Annotated in this window: 17 protein-coding genes; 5 read left to right on the top strand and 12 right to left on the bottom strand. The window is 36.4% G+C overall.

What is annotated here, in order from left to right:
* Window positions 1-8 precede the first annotated feature (8 nt).
* The 5 genes from ACFO3L_RS08550 to ACFO3L_RS08530 are packed head-to-tail and all read right to left on the bottom strand — an operon-like array spanning window position 9 to window position 6,482.
* Window positions 9-1,391, bottom strand: coding sequence for an FAD-dependent oxidoreductase (locus ACFO3L_RS08550; RefSeq protein WP_379966004.1), 1,383 nt, complete (start codon window positions 1,389-1,391; stop codon window positions 9-11).
* A complete protein-coding gene (locus ACFO3L_RS08545; RefSeq protein WP_379966001.1) occupies window positions 1,366-1,899 on the bottom strand; it encodes a hypothetical protein in 534 nt (177 codons plus the stop codon). Before ACFO3L_RS08545 ends, ACFO3L_RS08550 begins: the two co-directional genes overlap by 26 nt.
* Window positions 1,900-1,904: 5 nt before the next feature.
* A complete protein-coding gene (locus ACFO3L_RS08540) occupies window positions 1,905-4,064 on the bottom strand; it encodes a hydantoinase/oxoprolinase family protein (protein ID WP_379965998.1) in 2,160 nt (719 codons plus the stop codon).
* A gap of 14 nt (window positions 4,065-4,078) precedes the next feature.
* Complete coding sequence (locus ACFO3L_RS08535; RefSeq protein WP_379965995.1) at window positions 4,079-5,365, bottom strand: hypothetical protein; 1,287 nt, start codon at window positions 5,363-5,365, stop codon at window positions 4,079-4,081.
* Between the two features lie 31 nt (window positions 5,366-5,396).
* On the bottom strand, window positions 5,397-6,482 hold the full coding sequence (locus ACFO3L_RS08530) for an alcohol dehydrogenase catalytic domain-containing protein (RefSeq protein ID WP_379965992.1): 1,086 nt from the start codon (window positions 6,480-6,482) through the stop codon (window positions 5,397-5,399).
* A gap of 264 nt (window positions 6,483-6,746) precedes the next feature.
* Between ACFO3L_RS08530 and ACFO3L_RS08525 the strand changes: the two genes are divergently transcribed.
* A complete protein-coding gene (locus tag ACFO3L_RS08525; protein ID WP_379965989.1) occupies window positions 6,747-7,844 on the top strand; it encodes an ROK family transcriptional regulator in 1,098 nt (365 codons plus the stop codon).
* 49 nt (window positions 7,845-7,893) lie between these two features.
* On the opposite strand, the gene gyrA is transcribed toward ACFO3L_RS08525, so the two are convergent.
* The 6 genes from gyrA to dnaA all read right to left on the bottom strand — a co-directional run bounded on the left by gyrA (window position 7,894) and on the right by dnaA (window position 16,518).
* Entirely contained in the window at window positions 7,894-10,353 is a 2,460-nt protein-coding gene (gene gyrA / locus ACFO3L_RS08520; protein ID WP_379965986.1) for a DNA gyrase subunit A, read from the bottom strand.
* Window positions 10,354-10,373: 20 nt separating this feature from the next.
* Window positions 10,374-12,323, bottom strand: coding sequence for a DNA topoisomerase (ATP-hydrolyzing) subunit B (gene gyrB / locus ACFO3L_RS08515; RefSeq protein WP_379965983.1), 1,950 nt, complete (start codon window positions 12,321-12,323; stop codon window positions 10,374-10,376).
* On the bottom strand, window positions 12,320-13,444 hold the full coding sequence (recF, locus tag ACFO3L_RS08510; protein WP_379965980.1) for a DNA replication/repair protein RecF: 1,125 nt from the start codon (window positions 13,442-13,444) through the stop codon (window positions 12,320-12,322). The genes gyrB and recF overlap by 4 nt, the downstream gene beginning before the upstream one ends.
* Window positions 13,431-13,670: a S4 domain-containing protein YaaA gene (gene yaaA, locus ACFO3L_RS08505; RefSeq protein ID WP_379965977.1), complete on the bottom strand. Its 240-nt coding sequence runs from the start codon at window positions 13,668-13,670 to the stop codon at window positions 13,431-13,433. Before yaaA ends, recF begins: the two co-directional genes overlap by 14 nt.
* Before the next feature lie 218 nt (window positions 13,671-13,888).
* On the bottom strand, window positions 13,889-15,019 hold the full coding sequence (gene dnaN / locus ACFO3L_RS08500) for a DNA polymerase III subunit beta (protein WP_379965974.1): 1,131 nt from the start codon (window positions 15,017-15,019) through the stop codon (window positions 13,889-13,891).
* Window positions 15,020-15,180: 161 nt separating this feature from the next.
* The gene (dnaA, locus tag ACFO3L_RS08495; RefSeq protein ID WP_379965971.1) at window positions 15,181-16,518 is read right to left on the bottom strand and encodes a chromosomal replication initiator protein DnaA; all 1,338 of its coding nucleotides are present in this window, start codon (window positions 16,516-16,518) and stop codon (window positions 15,181-15,183) included.
* 538 nt (window positions 16,519-17,056) lie between these two features.
* Here dnaA and rpmH point away from each other — a divergent pair.
* From rpmH to jag, 4 genes are all read left to right on the top strand, one after another.
* Window positions 17,057-17,191 carry a 50S ribosomal protein L34 gene (rpmH, locus tag ACFO3L_RS08490; protein ID WP_071874528.1) on the top strand — a complete coding sequence of 45 codons (135 nt, stop codon included), beginning with the start codon at window positions 17,057-17,059 and terminating at the stop codon, window positions 17,189-17,191.
* A 117-nt stretch (window positions 17,192-17,308) separates the two neighbouring features.
* Complete coding sequence (rnpA, locus tag ACFO3L_RS08485; protein ID WP_379965968.1) at window positions 17,309-17,653, top strand: ribonuclease P protein component; 345 nt, start codon at window positions 17,309-17,311, stop codon at window positions 17,651-17,653.
* Between the two features lie 16 nt (window positions 17,654-17,669).
* Window positions 17,670-18,494: a YidC/Oxa1 family membrane protein insertase gene (locus ACFO3L_RS08480; RefSeq protein ID WP_379965965.1), complete on the top strand. Its 825-nt coding sequence runs from the start codon at window positions 17,670-17,672 to the stop codon at window positions 18,492-18,494.
* 39 nt (window positions 18,495-18,533) lie between these two features.
* Window positions 18,534-19,292 (top strand): RNA-binding cell elongation regulator Jag/EloR, encoded by a 759-nt coding sequence (gene jag, locus ACFO3L_RS08475; RefSeq protein WP_379965962.1) that lies wholly within the window; start codon window positions 18,534-18,536, stop codon window positions 19,290-19,292.
* 56 nt (window positions 19,293-19,348) lie between these two features.
* On the opposite strand, the gene ACFO3L_RS08470 is transcribed toward jag, so the two are convergent.
* Window positions 19,349-19,675, bottom strand: coding sequence for a hypothetical protein (locus ACFO3L_RS08470; RefSeq protein WP_379965959.1), 327 nt, complete (start codon window positions 19,673-19,675; stop codon window positions 19,349-19,351).
* Window positions 19,676-19,751 lie beyond the last annotated feature (76 nt).

The following is a 19,751-nucleotide window of genomic DNA, read 5'->3' as shown; positions in this document are numbered from 1 at the left end:
TCTTCCCTCTAGTCTAAACTCAAGATAGCATTGTGCGCTAATAAGCTTTCTCTGATTTCTTGAACATCCACTTCTTCTGGTGAAATTCCTAATTTCGCAGCCATTGCAGCACCCGTTCCGACACCTTCACCAACTGCCATACAAGTAGGCATTACACGAGATGAACCAAAGACCACTGGATCAACACTAATACAACGACCACTTAACATTAAGTTCTTAATCGATTTACATAACGTTGCACCATAAGTAATTCCGTAAGGACCAGCAAGTGATTTAATAATTGTTGAATCGCCTGACCCGCTATGAATATCAATGATATAAGAACCCAGAGCAATCGTATCTTCTGGAATCACTCCGTTAATGGCATCTTCTTCAACAATCATTTGTTGACCAATAAAACGACGTGTTTCGCGAATACCAATAAATGGTGAAATCGATGATAAGAAAATATCTTCAAATCCAGGAACATGTTCTTTTAACATTTCAATTAATGGTAAGATTTGTAAATGAGCAGTCATCTCTCCATTACTAATGTCCTCTAAGTTTGTACCATCAAAATTCAAGATTCGAATGCAGTTCAACGCAATATAACCATCTTTTGGTAAATTGATATAAATAATCGTATCACGGTCAATCGGACATTTACCTTCTTCTCTTAGTTTTGAGACTAATTTTCTTAAACCAACAAACACATGGTTTTCACTTTCACTTAAGAATTCTGGTGTATAACCTGGACGAATTTTCATTGAATCGCCGTGTTTTAATTGATCTGGGTTCTCTTTTAAGAAGTCCATAAATTCATCTAATTTAAATCCACCGACTGTAAACATTAATGTTGGCGGTTGTGTTTCGCCATTAGAATATTGTCCTTTTTCAAATTCAGCACCAGACATGAAAGCCACGTCACCATCGCCCGTTGAATCAATATAAACGTCTGCTTCAATCTCAATTTCTTGCCCTTTACCTTTGACAGTTACCGATTTAATTTCGTCATTTTCAACTGCAACATCGACAACTTCGCAATGGAGCATCGGCTTAACACCATATTCTTTCATTTTTTCAAAAAGAACGACTTTCATTAAACTTGGATCGATAACGGTCGTTGAATTATGTAATGGACACTCACGATGGCCAAAACTGCCGCCTAATTCCGTTAGACGATCAACCAATTCTTGTGGTAAGCCACGTGTAACTTGTCTTCCTTGTGCATCTAAAAAAGCTAATAATGGTAAGCCAATTGTCATATTTCCTCCAAGGAATCCTTGTCGGTCAACAATAATGACTTCTGCACCTTCTCTAGCTGCAGCAATTGCTGCACCAACACCACCCGGTCCGCCACCTAATACTAATACTTGTGTCTTCATTTTAGTTTTCTTCAGTGATTTCTTCATTTTTATTCCTCCAGTATTCTAGTATCCAATAAGCAAAATAATTCGCTGACAATTCAGAAAAACTAATAATGCCCGATTTGAGCTTAATTGGACCCAATAATGTTTGTGTAACTTGATAATAGGTTTGATAATTGGTTTTTTCTTTAGCCTCAATCACATGATAAATTTCATGTAGTAAAGTAAATTCCAACGTGTTTTCGACAAATTCAAAAGGATGTTTCTGAATCGTTTCCTCGTATAGAATGATTCGCTGCGTTTTTTCGGCATACTCTCCAAAGACTAAACGATTTTTTTGCGTGACTTTTGTTTGAAAAGCAATATGAATCCCTTGTTTTAAGATCCAAGCAATTAACCTTTCACTTTGAATAATTGACCAGTACTTTTGAATAACCGCTTGACCATGCGTTGCAACTTTTTCAAAAATTACTTGATAATCATCTTCGGGGATATGATGAATCAAAGTATCTCGCTTCAAAATATTCAGTTGATGTTGTTCAAAAGTACTCATCCAAATTACCCTCTTTGATTTTCTGTAGTTAAGGTACAAATGACAATTAAATCAGATTTTCCAGAAGACGCTTTCAATTCTGCTTCACATAAAGATAAAATTTGCGAAGCGTCCCGCATTCCAGATAAATCGATGATTCGAGCGTCATCAATAATATAAATATTTGGTATTTCTTCACCACCATCACCATAGACGATATTTTCAGCAATTAAATGATCGACGGTGCTCTTCCATTTAGAAAGTGGTGTTGTAACAACTGTACTGTTGACTTTTTGTAATCGAATAACCCCTTCATAGTCAACAACCCGAACTGGTGTATATTCTTTTCTAAAGAAAAGGAGATGTTTCTTTTGTCGTGTACTGCTTAAAACAGTGAAGTAATCGTTTTTACCACAAATATTAATTTGATTCACATTTTGTTTTAAATTATCAGCCACAATTTCTTTTAATTCTTGTTCCGTTTTCTTACGACCACCTAATGTCTTAGATCGTAGTTCGGTTGCTCCAGTGGCAATCGCACGTAATTTGTTTTGTTGACTATCAATTTCAATCTTAACTTCAATCGAATCTTCTGTTGCTCCGGAATTGATTGCCATTTGAATTGCTTCTTTACGAATAGACATAATGTCTTGTTCCGTTGGATCGGTTACTGTACGTTCAACCATATCTCTCACCAAAGCAAGTGCCACACCAATTGGTGAAATAACCGATGCGTTTTCAGCAATTTTAAAGTTTACCCCTAATTTATTTGCAAGGTGAGGGACAACTGATGAGGCACCGCCACCACCACCAACCATTGTAATTTCTTCATGTAACAAACCATAATCCTTAATCATTTGAGAAACAACTTCGCCATTTCTTTTAGCTGACAAATCTAATACCATCTCTGCTGTTTCTTTAACTGATAAATTCATTGCTTTTGCTAAAGGTTCCCAAGCTTTGATTGCTGCTTCAAGATTGCCATGTGCGTAATCTTCTTCAGGAATATATCCACAAATATTTGCTGCACCAGTCAATGTTAATGAATACTCTTTTCCATTACTACATTCAATATAAGCATATGTTGGATCTCCTGGGAGTGGACTAATCGCTTTTAAAACTGGATTTTGAATATCTTCCGCATTCGCAAAGACTTCATAATCCAAAGCAGCAATATGTGCACTACGCGGACCGACATCTGTAATTTTATGATGACTATCAATCCGAACCATACTTCCGCCACCGATTCCGACAGTTCGAACATCAAGTGAATTCAAATATGTTTTATGGCCACCAATAGAAGAATACTTCAAGACAACGTTCCCGTCTTTCACACATGAAATATCTGTACTTGTACCTCCGACTTCAAGGAAAATACCATCTGTTAGTTTTTCATACATTAAGGCACCTGCCACACCCGCAGCTGGTCCCGATAAAATGGTTAGAATTGGACGTGTTCTGACTTCATCAATCGTCATAACTCCACCATCACAACGCATTATCATAAGTGGGGATTTAATATTGGCACGTTTGATACTTGACTCAGTCATATCAGCCGTTTCCATCATTCTCGGTAAGATACTAGCATTAACAACCGCTGTACGCGTCCGAACTTTTAATCCGTATAATTTAGAAACATCGTGACTGGCTGTCGCTTGAAGACCTTGTTTTCTAGCAATTAAGGCGCACGATTCTTCATTTTCGGGATTATCCACACTAAATGCTTCAGAAATTACGACACTATCCAGACCTTCATTTTTAATCTTCTGGCAAACATTACGCATCTCCGTTTGAATATTTTTAGTTGAATTAATATAGTGATTGCTGGTATTTAAAAATTTACCTTCTGCAATCTCAATTTTACCCATATTTGTATCGATTTTTGATTTCCAACCTTCAATCCCTTTACCCATCGTCACAACTCCGACTTTTGAAACGTCACCTTCTAAAAGTGCGTTCGTCGCTTGTGTTGTTCCATGCGCAATAAAAGTAATTTGCTCAGCAGCGATTTGATACTCATCCATTAATTTATCTAAAGCTTTTACAATTCCGGCACTAACACCGTGTATATCATCATGCGTTGTAGGAACTTTTACTTGTCCTACCAATTGATACGTTTCATTATCAACTGCAACCGCATCTGTAAAAGTTCCTCCAACGTCGATTCCTACTCTGTATTTTTTCATCAATGATTCCTCCATTATTTAAAGTATATAAAGGTCAGAATAACAACTGAAATAATCGTTACAATCCAGTTGGCAAGTTGCGTTTTGTTGGTTAATGATACGGGATCCATCCCTACGTAGTTTGCCGTCCAGACCACTTGTGTCGATGTTGGACATGCTTGTGTTGGCCATCTAAAGGCGGCATAGAAAACAGCTGATAATGCTGCCACAGGGACAACATTGATTGCTAGCATACTTGCCGCTAAACCAGCACCTAAACCTTGCAGGTTAAATGGACCACGATATAATGCAAAAGGACTCAATGCACAGATAAAAATAATTAGTCCAAGTGGTGTTGTAGGTGTGATCGCTTTCATAAATGGATTAATAACTGCTTGCGTAGTTGGTGCGGTTACCGCATTAATAATCATTCCAATCCCAAACATTAACGTTGCAGTCGGCGCACCGTCACGAAAACCTTCGTAACAACTTTTAACTAATAAATTGACGTTTTGAGCCCACGTTCCTTTATAAGTAAAGACAACTGCCCAAACAAGTCCAACCATAAATACTGGCAGAGCAGGTAATTTGAAAACTAAAGTCATAAAGATAACTGCAATTGGTGTCATACATGCCATAAATCCTCTGAAACCATGTAATTGTTGATCACTGGCTTTTTTTGTATCAACCGACATCGCTAAACGAATGCCACTTTTTTTAAAGCCATAGATTAAATAAACAAGCATGAACAATAAGCTAAGAACTGCTAAGATAACAGCTGCAGGGTTAATGACTTGTGCATCAACACCAGTAATATTTGTAATTAACGAAATATTAGCCGGATTTAAAACATAGCCACCTGTCATCGCCATTAAGAAACTATTGGCAGCAATTTCAGCTGGAATACCAATTGATAATAAGATTGGTAAGACTACGGCTCCAACCATTGCTACCGCACCTGTTCCATATAACGTTGTAAACATAATGAATGTGACAATCAGTAATAACAAAGCAATAATTAGTGGACGGTCACCACCAAGTTCAGCCGCTTTTTTTATCAATGTATTCGTTACACCCGTACGATTTAATAATTGAGATAACCAACAACTAAATAAGATTGCGACGTAAGTCCCCGCTAAGCGAGTCGAACCATTGTCTAAAACAAATGTAAAGATACCTTCTTCTCCTGTTGCAGGTAGACCGACTGCGATACTAATCAAAACAGCCATAACCGGTAATGCTAGCAACGCTGGAATTTTTTTCATCATCATTAAAGCTGCCATGACAACAAAGATTAAAACAATTAAAATACCAATAATCATTACGAATCCCCCTTTTTCTTATATTAAATTTTTATTTATCGAATAACAAAGCAACTTTAAAATCACCATCGACGCCTGTTGCCTTTTCAAATCCTTCTTCCCATTGTTCAATTGGATAAGTTGAAGTGACTAAACCATCTGTTTTTAAAGAGCCATTAGCAATATGTTCAATCACGAATGGATAACAATAAGGCGACAAGTGTGCACCTAGAAGATCCAATTCTTTTACGTCTCCAATAATACTCCAGTCAACTGTCGTATCTTCACCAAAGACACTGAATTCAACAAATGTCCCTAATTTTCTAATTGCTTGTAAACCTTGGTTGACACTACTTGTATGTCCCGTTGCTTCAATGTAAATATCACAGCCATAACCTTCTGTTAAATCTTTAATTACTTGAACAACATCTTCTTTATTAGGATTTAATACAATATCTGCACCGAACTCTTTAGCTTTTTCTAAACGTTCATCCACTAAATCAATCACTATTAATTTATATGGATTTTTCATATGTGCATAAGTAACCATCCCTAGACCTAAGGTTCCGGCACCTGAAATCACGACAACATCTTCGTTCGAAATATTTGCACGATCCACTGCATGCTTTGAACAAGCATAAGGTTCAATTAATAAAGCTTTTTCAATTGGTAAATCTTGAGGAACTTTGTGAATTAAAGCTGTTTTAGGAAATAGTGTATATTCAGACATTCCACCATTGTTTTCTTTTTGGAAACCAAACGTCGCATGTGGCTCACACATCCAATAGCGTCCTGTTTTACAATAACGACATTCGCCACACGGTACGATTTGTTCAGCGATCACTCGTTCGCCGATTTCAAACCCTTTAACATTTTCACCAATTTTAACGATATGGCCTAGAAATTCATGTCCTGGAATAAATGGTGGTTTTACCCACATTGGTTGGTTTTCATCGCCCCAAAAACGTGAAGCGCCTTTATAACATTTCAGATCTCCTGCACAAATACCACAACCTTCAGTCTTGATTAAAACTTCATCCGGTCCACATTCAGGGATTGGAAAATCCAATGCTAATTCATACTCTCCAACACCACTAGCCACAAGCGCTTTCATTTTTCCATTTAAAAATTCGTCCATGATTCTTCCTCCTAAATTGTTTTGCAAATAGTCAATTTGTTATTTGCTGTTTTTGAAATTTCACAAAGTGATTTCGTTTTCATTTCATATCTTATTCTTTGCAAACTCTTTTGTCAACACCTTTTATAAAATAACTTTGTAAAAGTATTTTATATATCTCTTGTCGTTCGATAGTCCACTCTGATATAATGAGTGCGAGATAATGAAAATGAATCAATTTTATAATTAATTAAACGCATAAATACTGTTTAAGGAGGTAACCAAATGCGTAAAAATAGCAATAAAAAAGAAGTATTCAATTACATTTATTCCAATCCTGGAACAACTAAACAAGCACTCCAAATGAATTTAAATTTGAGTTTACCGACAATCAATTCTTGTATTAGTCAACTAATGGACGATAATCTAATTATTCATTCAGGTATGGAAAAGAATACGGGGGGACGAAACTCAAAAGAGTATTCTATCAATCAACAACTTCGTTACTCGATTGGTATCGACATTACTAAAAATCATATTTCTCTCGTTCTAATTAACCTTTCCTCGGAAATTGTGGACTATATTCGTGTTAAAAAGAAATTTTCAAATACAGAAAGTTATTTTATTCAATTACGTGAGCTTATCAAAACGATTTTAGAGAAAAATAAAGTTGAATTAAATAACGTGTTGGAATGTGGCATCGGGCTTCCTGCATTGACGAATATTACAAATGATAAGGTGGTCTATGGTGAAATACTAGGAATCAAATCACTTGAAGTCAAAGAAATTGAAAATTATCTAGGACTCCCATGTAAACTTTATAATGATGCCAATGCAGCTGGTTTTGGTGAAACTTGGAATTATCCCCCAACTAATACTACTTTTTATCTTATGCTGAGTAATAACGTCGGTGGCTGTGTTTTGTCACATGGTGAACCTTATTATGGAAATACTTTAAAATCTGGTGAAGTCGGTCATTTGCGCTTACATAGTGACGGAAAACAATGTTATTGCGGACAAAGAGGCTGTGTCGATCAATATCTAGCATCCAAACAACTTTCTCGCTTTACCGATGGAAATTTAGAAGTCTTTTTTGATGAATTGCCTGAAAATCAGGAATTTCGAACGATTTTTGATGCTTATGTAATTGATTTGGTTGAAACGTTGAATGCCATTCGAATGGTACTAGACTGTGATATTATTCTTGGAGGATATGTCGGTAGTCATCTCGAACCTTACTTACATACCATCCAAGAAAAATTGGATCGGCGAAACTCTTTTGGTGACAAATCCGACTATATTTTCCTTTGTAATCAACGTAAAGAATCAATTGCTGTTGGTGCAGCTTTACCTTCTATTTTGTCATTTATTGAGGAAATTTAAATCAAAAAAATGCTTGGAATCCATTGGATCCCAAGCATTTTTTGATTTTCTACTCTTGTTCGGTTATTTCTTCTACTTCTTCCGGTTCAACAGTCGTCATTGTTACAACTTTTGCATCTTCTTCCATCTTAATTAGACGAACACCTAAAGTTGCACGACCGGTTTGCGAAACATCGGCTGTATGGAAGCGAATCATGACCCCTTTATTTGTGATCAATAATAAGTCTTCTTCACCTGAAACAGTCGTTAAACCAGCTAACGGACCATTTTTCTCGGTAACATTAGCCGTCTTAATCCCTTTACCACCACGGCCTTTGATTGGATATTCCGAACCTTTTGTTCGTTTTCCATAACCATTTTCAGTAATAACTAAGACTTCATCTTCGCCTCGAATAATCGAAGCACCAATCACGTAATCTTCTTCTCTTAAGCGAACACCACGGACTCCGGCTGCAGTACGTCCCATATCACGAACTGCTTCTTCTAAGAATGTAACAGAATAGCCATCGTGTGTCCCAATAATAACAACATCTTCACCTGTCGTCTTCAGAACATTGACTAATTCATCGCCATCTTTAAGGCCAATCGCAATTAATCCATTACTACGGATATTCGCAAAAGCTGTTACAGATGTCCGTTTTACGACACCTAAACGTGTTGTAAAGAAGAGGTAACCATTACCTGAAATCTCTTCATTATTCACTGAAACAATCGTTTGGATTTGTTCATTTGAATCAATTCCTAATAGATTGATTACTGGAATTCCTTTTGCCGTCCGACCATATTCTGGAATTTCGTAACCTTTTGCTCGGTAAACTTTTCCAACGTTAGTAAAGAAGAGTAACGTGTCATGGGTTGAACATGAAATCAATGTTTGAACATAGTCTTCATCATGGACACCCATCCCTTGAACGCCTCGTCCACCACGACGTTGTGCTCTAAATTCCGTATTCGCTACGCGTTTAATATAACCATTGCTGGTTAAAGTCACAACGATTTCTTCTTCTTCGATTAAGTCTTCATCTTCTAGATTCAATACTTCACCAATTAAGAGCTCCGTACGACGAGCGTCACCGAAACGTTGACCAATTTCATGTAATTCCGTTTGAATAATTTCAATTACTCGTTCAGGTTTTGCTAAGATATCAGCTAAATCAGCAATTAAAACAAGTAATTCTTGGTATTCATTTTCAATCTTGTCGCGCTCTAAGCCGGTTAAGCGACGTAAACGCATATCTAAAATCGCTTGTGCTTGACGATCTGAAAATTCAAAACGAGTAATCAAAGCTTCTTTAGCAGCTGCATCATTATTTGATCCACGGATAATCGCAATGATTTCATCAATGTGATCCAAAGCAATACGTAAACCTTCTAAGATATGGGCTTTGTCTTCTGCACGCTTTTTATCAAACTCTGTACGACGAACAACCACTTCTTTTTGATGTTCGATATAATTTTCTAAAATACGTTTCACACTTAAAACTTTTGGTACACCTTTTTCAATCGCTAACATGTTAAAACCAAAAGAAGTTTGTAGAGGTGTCATTTTATATAAATTATTTAAAATAACTGATGCGCTGACATCGCGGCGCACATCAATGACAATTCGCATCCCTTCACGCGAAGATTCATCACGTAAATCAGTAATTCCTTCAATTCGTTTGTCACGATGCAATTCAGAAATACGTTCAATTAATTTGGCTTTGTTGACCATATATGGCAATTCAGTTACTAAGATTCGTTCGCGTCCATTCGTTTTTTCAACGATTTCAACTTTTGCACGAATGGTAATAGAGCCACGACCCGTTTCGTAAGCACGACGAATACCCGATTTACCCATAACAAGTCCACCCGTTGGGAAATCTGGCCCTGGAAGTACTTCCATTAAATCAGCAGTTGTCGCATCTGGATTATCCATCAATACGTCAATTGCTGCAATCACTTCATTCAAGTTATGCGGTGGAATATTGGTTGCCATACCAACCGCAATCCCTGTTGTTCCGTTGACTAAAAGATTAGGAAAGCGAGCGGGTAAAACAGTTGGTTCCGACTCTGAATCATCGTAGTTACTTTGGAAATCAACCGTTTTTTTATTGATATCACGCAACATTTCTAACGCTAATTTACTCATACGTGCTTCTGTATAACGCATCGCCGCTGCACCATCACCGTCGACAGAACCAAAGTTTCCGTGACCATCAACTAGCATGTAACGGTAACTAAATGGTTGAGCCATACGAACCATCGATTCATAGATTGCACTGTCACCATGTGGGTGATATTTACCCATAACATCTCCGACAATACGGGCAGATTTTTTATGTGCTTTATCTGGTGTTACACCTAGTTCATGCATGCCGTATAAAATACGACGATGAACCGGTTTTAAGCCATCACGAACATCAGGTAAGGCACGAGAAACAATAACACTCATCGCATAATCGATAAAGGAATCTTTCATTTCGCTTACTAGATTAACTTCTTGAATGTTTTTCTTTTGATCTTCCAAAATTTTTCCTCCTTATTCGATTAAATATCTAAATTCTTCACGTAATGAGCATTTTCTTCGATAAAGGCACGACGTGGTTCAACTTTATCTCCCATTAACATTTCGAAAATTTGGTCTGCTTCGATTGCATCATCCACCGATACTTGTAACATTAAACGGTTTTCTGGATCCATCGTTGTTTCCCATAATTGGTGGTCATCCATTTCTCCTAAACCTTTATAACGTTGAACACTTGGTTTTGGTGTTGCTGGTAGGGAATCAACGACTTCTTGTAAACGCGTTTCCGCATCTTTTCCAGGTTGAACATAAATAATTTTCTTCCCTTGTTTGACACCATATAATGGCGGTTGCGCGATATAAACATAACCTGCTTCAACAATCGGACGCATGTAGCGATAAAAGAGGGTCAATAATAACGTTCGAATATGTGCACCATCGACGTCGGCATCGGTCATAATTACTAATTTATGATAACGCGCTTTTGCAACATCAAAATCGGAACCGAAACCCGTTCCCATCGCTGTAAAGAGCGCACGAATTTCTTCATTGGCTAAAATTTTATCCATTGATGCTTTTTCAACGTTTAAAATTTTACCTCGAATCGGTAAAATCGCTTGGAATTCTCGGCTACGACCTTGTTTGGCCGAACCACCGGCTGAGTCACCTTCGACAATAAATAATTCTGTTTTTTCAGGGTCACGACTTGAACAATCAGCTAATTTACCAGGTAAGTTACTAATTTCTAGCGCACCTTTACGACGAGTCACTTCACGCGCTCGTTTCGCAGCAAGTCGTGCACGCGACGCAAGTAAACCCTTTTCAACGATTTGACGACTAACAGAAGGATTTTCCATCAAGAATTTCATGAAGTGCTCAGAGAAGAGACGATCGGTTACTGTACGAACTTCTGAGTTGCCTAATTTTGTTTTTGTTTGTCCTTCAAATTGAGGATCTGGGTGTTTGATTGAAATAACAACCGTTAGACCTTCCCGTACGTCTTCACCAGTTAAATTTTCATCGTTCTCTTTCATCAATTTTTGTTTACGCGCATAATCATTCACTACACGGGTTAACGCTGTTTTGAAACCAGACTCATGTGTACCGCCTTCATAAGTATGAATATTATTTGCAAAACTTAATAGATTGGTGTGATAACCATCCGTATATTGCATTGATACTTCAACAATGATGTCTTGTTGTTCACCTTCAAGAAAGATAGGTTCTGGGAAAAGAACGGTTTTAGTAGCATTTAAATGCTCGACATAGCTCTTAATTCCACCCTCATAATGATATTCACTTTTAATCGGTTCTTCCGGACGACGGTCTTCAATCGAAATATTTAAACCACGATTTAAGAAAGCCAGCTCACGCACACGCTTTGAAAGCTTTTCATAATCAAATTCCGTTGTTTCTTTAAAAATTTCAGAATCAGGTATAAAGTGAACCTCTGTCCCATGACGATCTGTTTCACCAATTATGGCTAAATCAGAACCAACTTTTCCGCGGAAAAACTCTTGGTAATGGATTTTGCCTTCTTTATAAACTTTAACATCTAATTTTTCAGACAGGGCATTAACAACAGAAGAACCTACACCATGAAGTCCCCCAGAAACTTTATATCCGCCGCCACCAAACTTACCACCCGCATGAAGTACAGTAAAGACCGTTTCAACTGCTGGTCGACCCGTTTTGGCTTGAATCCCAACTGGAATACCACGACCATCATCGACAACGGTAATACTATTATCTTTTTCAATAATCACTTCGATTGTTGTCGCAAACCCTGCTAGGGCCTCATCGATCGAGTTGTCAACAATTTCCCAAACTAAGTGGTGTAAACCTTCAGAACTCGTCGAACCGATATACATTCCCGGACGCTTTCTTACAGCTTCTAAACCTTCTAAAACTTGAATTTGACTGGCATCATATGCTTTTGCTAATTCAGCTAAATTTTTTTCTTCTTCGGTCACTTCGCGTTCTCCCCTTTAATTAATCCTTGTTGAACATAATAAATCTCTGGTTCAACTGTCATTTTATTTTTTAAATGTTCTAGTGTCGTTGTCGTTAAAAATGTTTGTACTTTTCCTTCAATTGTTTGAAGTAAGTGAAGTTGACGAGAATCGTCGAGTTCACTCATGACATCATCCAATAATAAAATTGGATATTCGCCAGTCTCCTCATGAATTAAATCAATTTCGGCTAAACGAACGCTCAATGCGGTCGTTCGCTGCTGTCCTTGAGAACCAAATGTTTGCACATTTTTTTCATTTATTAAAAAAATCAAATCATCACGATGTGGTCCAACCGTCGTCATTTGACGGTAACGTTCTTTTTCACGACTTTTTGCTAAAGCAGTTAAAAAATCAGCTTTGATCGTCTCCAGATCAGTTGTTGTAAGCAAAGGTAAGCTTGAAACGTACTCAATTGCTAACGTCTCTTTCCCTTGACTAATTTGACCGTGTAATTGATTGGCCCAATATTCTAATCGTTTGACAAAAAACTGTCTTGCTAGAAAAATTTTGCTGCCAAAATCAACCAGCTGTTCAGTTAAAATATCCAAATACAATTCGTCGGTTTGTTTTTTTTCAAAAAGTTGCTTTAAATACTGATTCCGTTGCTTTAAGATTTTTTGATATTGTACAAGATCGTACAAATATATTGGATTAATCTGGCCAATCTCCATATCTAAAAACCGCCGACGCAATTGCGGACTGCCTTTGACTAAAGATAAATCTTCTGGAGCAAATAAAATCACATTCATTTGGCCAACATAGCTACTTAATTTTTTTTGTTCAATGTGATTGACTTTCGTTTTTCGGCCTTTTTTCGTTAATAAAAGTTCCAATGGTACAGTGGCATGTTTTTTTTGAACGAGACCTTTGATATACGCATTTCCTTCATCCCAACCAATTAATTCTTGTTCTTGGGTTGTTCGATGACTACGTGTCATAGATAAAACAAAAATGCTTTCGAGTAAATTCGTTTTACCCTGAGCATTTTCGCCTAAAAAAATGACTAAATTTTTATCAAAAGTTAAATGGGCTTCTTTGTAATTACGAAAATTTTTGATTTGAAGCTCATTTAGTCTCATTGAATTGATCCTGTGTTTTCATAAAAAAAGTACCCTCCCCGGGTATCTCGATCATCATTCCAGCATATAACTTACGGCCACGACGATTTTCAGGTTCACCATCAACAAAGACTGTATTATCAGCTAAAAACCATTTGGCTTGTCCACCGCTACCAATAATATTGGCTTCTTTTAACATTTGAGTTAACGTCATATATTCTGTTTGCAAATAAATATTTGTTTTCATTTTATCCCTCAATTCTATCAAGAGTTCACTCTTAATATTATACCCTTTTATGCCTAAAAAAACAAATTTATCCGTTTATTCTTTGTTTTTAGCAACTTTGAGGACTTTTAACTATTTTCCTTAAAAAAGCAAAAAACGCCTTAAAATGAATGTTAAGGCGTTTTTTGCTTTTTCTGTTTCAACTTTCATAATTTTCAGTAATAGTTGAAAATCTGTAATTAATTGGTACGAACGGGAGTAATTAATTGAACAAATTCGCCTTGACCTTCAGATGGTTCTAGAATAAATGGGCGAATAGCTGAAATAAATTGAATGTTAATCGTTGTATCGCCAAAAGCACGCAAAGCGGCCTTCATATAGTCCGGATTAAAGGAAATATCTAATGGTTCTCCAGAAACTTGGTTGTAATTTAGACTTTCTTCCACTTTTCCAATTTCAGGTGAGTTTCCGTATAAGATAACGCCATCATCAGCAATATGTAAGCGAACGATATTATTACGTCCTTCATGTGATAATAATGAAGCCCGATCAATCGCTGCTAAAAATTCTTTACCTTCAAATTCAATTGTTGTATTAAAATTTGTAGGAATTAAACGATTCGTATCAGGATAAGCCCCTTCTAATAATCGAGAATAAAATTTCATCCCTTCTGTTTCAAAAAGGACTTGATTGTCCATTATGCGAATACTTACAACCCCTTCTTCATCAGACAATGAACGAGACAATTCAATTAAGCTTTTTCCAGGGATAACAATATCGAATTGTTCACTTGTATTCGTTAACGGAATTTTTCTTTGACTTAGACGATGAGAGTCCGTTGCTACAGCTAATAAGACTTCATTTGATAAAACAAAGTGAACTCCAGTTAAAATTGGACGACTCTCGTGTTGTGAAACAGAAAAAACTGTTTCACTAATTAATTTATTTAAGACTTGAATCGGTATTTGTATTTGATTTGGCGTATCAATAATTGGTAAATGTGGATAATTCTCTGAATCTAATCCATTAACAGTAAAATAAGCTTTACCTGAAGTAATTTTAACTTGGTTTTGTTCTAAAACTTCTAAGGTAAAATCTTCTTCTGGCAAACGACGAATAATTTCACTGAAGAAACGTGCTTGTAAGACAATTGATCCTGTTTTTTCGATTTGCATTTGTGCTGTTTCATCTTCCACACTTAAAAAAGATTCTATTGAGATTTCAGCATTGCTTCCAGTTAGAGTTAAACCTTGGTTTGTTAAATCCATTTTTACTCCAGTTAGGATATTAATGGTTGTTTTTGTAGCTATGGCTCTTTGAACGGTTTGTAATTCTTGAATGAAGGCATTTCGATTCAATGTTAGTTTCATAATTGCAGCTCCTTTTAGATTGATTATTAATAAAAAAAAATAGTAGAAGTAGTAGGCTTGTTAGTACTGTGGATAACAGATAACAAACCTCGATAAATAAAGTTTTCCACCTGTGAATAACTTGTGGAAAACTTTATTGGTTTTTTAAGACTTATGCACAACTAGTTATAAATGATTTCTTTGATTTCAGCAATTTCATTTTGGATAATGGCGTCGTGTTTTAAGAGTTGTTGAATTTTTTCATGGGCATGAATCACTGTTGTATGATCTTTCCCACCGAATTCTGCCCCAATTTTAGGTAGCGAATTGTCGGTTAACTCTCTTGAGAGATACATAGCGATTTGTCTTGGAACGACAATATTTTTGACACGTTTTTTCCCTTTTAAATCTTTAATCTGCAAGTGATAGTATTTTGCGACTTCTTCTTGAATTTGCAAAATGGAGACTTGGCTTAAATGGTGACTGGCTTTTAGTGCTTTCAGTGCTTCAGCAGCCAAACTCGTTGTAATATCAGAACTTTGGATTGCGGCGAAGGCCTGAACTCGGACAAGAGCGCCTTCTAATTCGCGGATATTTGAATCAATTTGACCGGCGATATAACTAAGCGTATCATCTGGGATTTCAAGGTTCTCAGCTTCGGCTTTTTTCCGTAAAATTGCCGTGCGTGTTTCTAAATCAGGTGGTGTAATATCGACCGATAGGCCCCAAGCAAAGCGCGAAACTAGGCGTTCAGGTAAAGTTGGGATCTCATTTGGCAAACGGTCACTTGTTAGGACAATCTGTTTGTTATTACGATAAAGTTCTTCAAAAGTGTTGAAAAACTCTTCCTGTGTCCCCTCTTTATTGACTAAGAATTGAATATCATCAACTAATAGTAAATCAACCGTTCGATATTCATTACGAAAATCTTCCATTCGATTTTTTTGAATGGATGTAATAAAGTCATTCGTAAAATTTTCACTACTAACATATTTGATTTTGGCATGTGGTCGTTTTAAAAGCATCTGATGACCAATCGCGTGCATTAAATGGGTTTTACCTAGACCAACCCCGCCGTAGAAAAACAAAGGATTGTAAATAGAACCGGGATCTTCGGCAACAACTAAAGCAGCCGCGTGGGCCATTTGGTTTCCTTTACCAATCACAAACGTATCAAATGTATATTTTGAGTTTAAAAGAGCTTTACTATTATTTGTTTCATCAATTGGATCTGATTTTTTCTCAGCTACTTGCTGCATTAAATTCTCAGCTTCATCGGGTGTGACAAAAATGGGTAAGATTTCTTCGCCGCTCATCATATAGAAGGTTTCTAAAATTTTACTTGCTAGATTTTTTTCCCAATAGTTCTTTTGAATCATTGTTGGTACTTCAATAATTAATTGCTTATTTTGAAAAGATAGAGGTTTTGCAGGTTCAATCCAAGTGTTATAGCTAACGGGGTTCATTTCTTTACGATAACTGTCCTGCAATTCTCTCCATATAGTTTCAAGAGATGGCATAATTCATCCTCCTGTAAGAATAGATAAAGATAGATATTACCAATTTAGCATGAAATCAAAAAGTTTTCCACAGAAACACTAAAAAAGATAAAAAAAAAGAATTTCATCCACAGTGTTAACAAAAAGTAAAAAAAGAAATCCACAAGCTTAAAAAATAGTTTTCCACAAAAAGAATCGACATGTGGAAAACGTGTGTTTTACAAAGTTACCCACAAGCAAAACTGGAAAAAAGACCTTGATTTAATCGTGTTTACTCGAAGTTATACACAAGAAAAAATAAGGTTGTGCATAACTTGTTTTAGCCTGTGAATGTGTGGAAAACCTTTGTTTAAATTTAAAGACAACATTTTTTTTATTTAATCAATTCACAGATCATTTTTCTATAAAAATAAGCTTTTGTGGATAACTACTAGGTGTTAGAAAGACTGAGGTGAAAGATTTTATCCATTTTTTGATTGACAAAATCATAGACGATTCGTTATAATATCAAGGTATGTCGAAAAGTATCGATAGCAAATCCTTTTTGGAGGTGAAAAGAATGAAAAGAACATATCAACCAAGTAAACGTAAACATTCAAAAGTTCACGGTTTCCGCAAACGTATGAGTACAAAAAACGGTCGCCGCGTAATCGCTAGCCGTCGTCGTAAAGGCAGAAAGGTTCTTTCTGCATAAACCACTGCAAATCAGTGGTTTTTTTTTATACATAATTAGCCGAAAGGGTGCTACCTTTCGGCTAATTATGGTATGATTGATTGGTATTAACTAAGTAGAAGGAAATGATGTAAAGGCATGAGAAAGTCCTATCGTGTAAAGAAAGAGAAAGAATTTCAAAAGGTTTTTGTATCGGGGAAATCTTCGGCTAATCGAAATTTCGTCGTTTATGTTTTACCGAAAGAAGATCAAAAGCATTTTCGGGTAGGTATTTCAGTTGGTAAGAAAGTTGGAAATGCGGTCCAAAGAAATGCGGTAAAGCGTAAAATTCGCGCGAGCCTACAAGAACTAAGGGAGAATTTATCGCCAGATGTTGATTTTATTATTATTGCAAGACCCTCTGTCGCCCTTTTATCTTTTCAAGAAGTGTACTCAAATTTACAGCATGTCTTAAAACTTGCGAAAGTAATGAAATCGAATTAAGAAAGGAATTATTCTAGTGAAAAAAAGAAAGCATCTACGATTATTAATGACAATGCTTGCTTTTGTTGTTCTTTTATCGGCCTGTGGAACTGGAGAGATTTCAGCATCAAGCACGGGAATTTGGGAAATCATTGTTTATAATTTTGCACGGGCAATCAAGTGGTTATCTATTGGCGGCAGTCGAGGACTAGGGATTATCTTATTCACGATTTTAACGCGAATTATTTTATTACCATTAATGCACTTCCAAACGAAGAGCATGCGTAAAACTCAAGATGTTCAACCAAAAGTGAAACAATTGCAACAACAATATGCATCAAAAGATGTCGCAACGCAACAAAAACTACGTGAGGAAACACAAAAGCTTTATGCAGAGCATGGTGTTAATCCTTATGCAGGTTGTTTACCATTATTAGTACAAATGCCAATTTTAATGGCTGTTTATCAAGCAATTTCTCGAGTACCAGAATTAAGAGAAGGTAGTTTTTTATGGATAGAGGTTTTAGGAAAACCCGATCCTTACTTTATTTTACCGATATTAGCAGCAATCTTTACTTTTGCTAGTACATATTTATCAAGTATGAGCCAAGTAGAGTCAAATGCGAGTCTAAAAGTGATGAACTACGTTATGCCAATTATGATTTTAGTGATGGCGATTAATTTACCAAGTGCGTTGTCATTATATTGGGTAGTCTCGAATGCATTCCAAGTAGGGCAAACGTTGTTAATTAATAATCCATTTAAAATTATTAAAGAGCGTGAAGCAGTTGCTAAACTTGAACGTGATCGTGAACGAGCATTGAAGAAAGCACAAAATCCAAAGAAAAAACGTAAAAAATAATTAAAAATCAAAAGCATAGAGTAGAGGGGAGTTATACAGATGTCAATTTTTGAAGCAGCTACGATTGAAGAAGCGATTGCGCAAGGATTAAAGGCGCTTGGTTTAGAAAGAGATCAAGTAACGATTGAAATTGTGGAAGAAGGCAAAAAAGGCTTCTTCGGAATGGGTAAGAAAAATTTCCGTATTTCAATGGAACCAGTCGTTTCAGAGGAAGCAAAACCGAGTCCGGTTGTAGAAAAGCCAGTGACGCAAGAAGTCATTAAAGCACCAGTTGTTGAAGAATCAATTAAACCTGCACCACAAATAAAAAAAGCAACCACATCTGAAGGACTATCGGATGAAGAAGCGTTAACGCAATTAGCGATTTATTTAACGGACATCTCAAAAGCACTGGATGCTCCTGCTTTAGTTAAAATGACACGTGAAGATCATTTATTTGTTTTTCAACTTGAAACTGAAAAACAAGGAATTTTGATTGGAAAACACGGGAAAGTCTTAAATGCTTTACAATATTTAGCACAAGTATTTATTCATCGCTTGGCTCAAAATAAAATTTCAGTTGTCATTAATGTTGGGAATTACCGTGAAAAACGTCAAGCGATTTTACAACGTTTGGCGGAACGCACGGCAGAAAAAGTTGATCGTACGGGCCGTCCGATTTTCTTAGAACCAATGCCAGCTTTTGAACGTAAACAAATTCATGCAGCTTTGAGCAAAAAAGATTATGTGAAAACACACTCTGAAGGGGAAGAACCTTACCGCTACTTAGTTGTTGAACCAGCTAAGAAATATTATTAAAAAAACGTCAATGACCGCTTGTTGTATAAGTGATCATTGACGTTTTTGACTATTTCCTAGCCACCGATGGTTGAACTGCGGAATTGAACAATCGTTCCATAAGCCGTAATACGGACAATCGGTTCCTCATTGTGCGGTGTCGCTTCATGAGCATAAGAGAAATGACAGTTAATAATCGCATCGGCGCTGTATTTTAAAGCTTTTTCTTTTAATTGTCTAATTACCTTGGTGAAGTAGTCATCTGGGTCATGAATTTGATTAAAAGTGGTTAGATCAAACGTGTCCATTGCAAAAACGATATCACGGACGATGTAGGGCCGACTAATATTACCAGTCGAAAGTACAATTTTTTCAATAGCAAGTGTGTCATTTGATTTGTTCATGAGAGTCATCCTTTCTAACGCAAAATATGATAGTTTTATATTAGTCCTTTTTTACAATTTAAGCAAAACTTAATTG

It is taken from the genome of Enterococcus eurekensis (genome assembly GCF_042654605.1).
In the GTDB taxonomy this organism is placed as follows: Bacteria; Bacillota; Bacilli; order Lactobacillales; family Enterococcaceae; genus Enterococcus_I; species Enterococcus_I eurekensis.
This window is presented reverse-complemented; position numbering and strand designations above follow the sequence as displayed.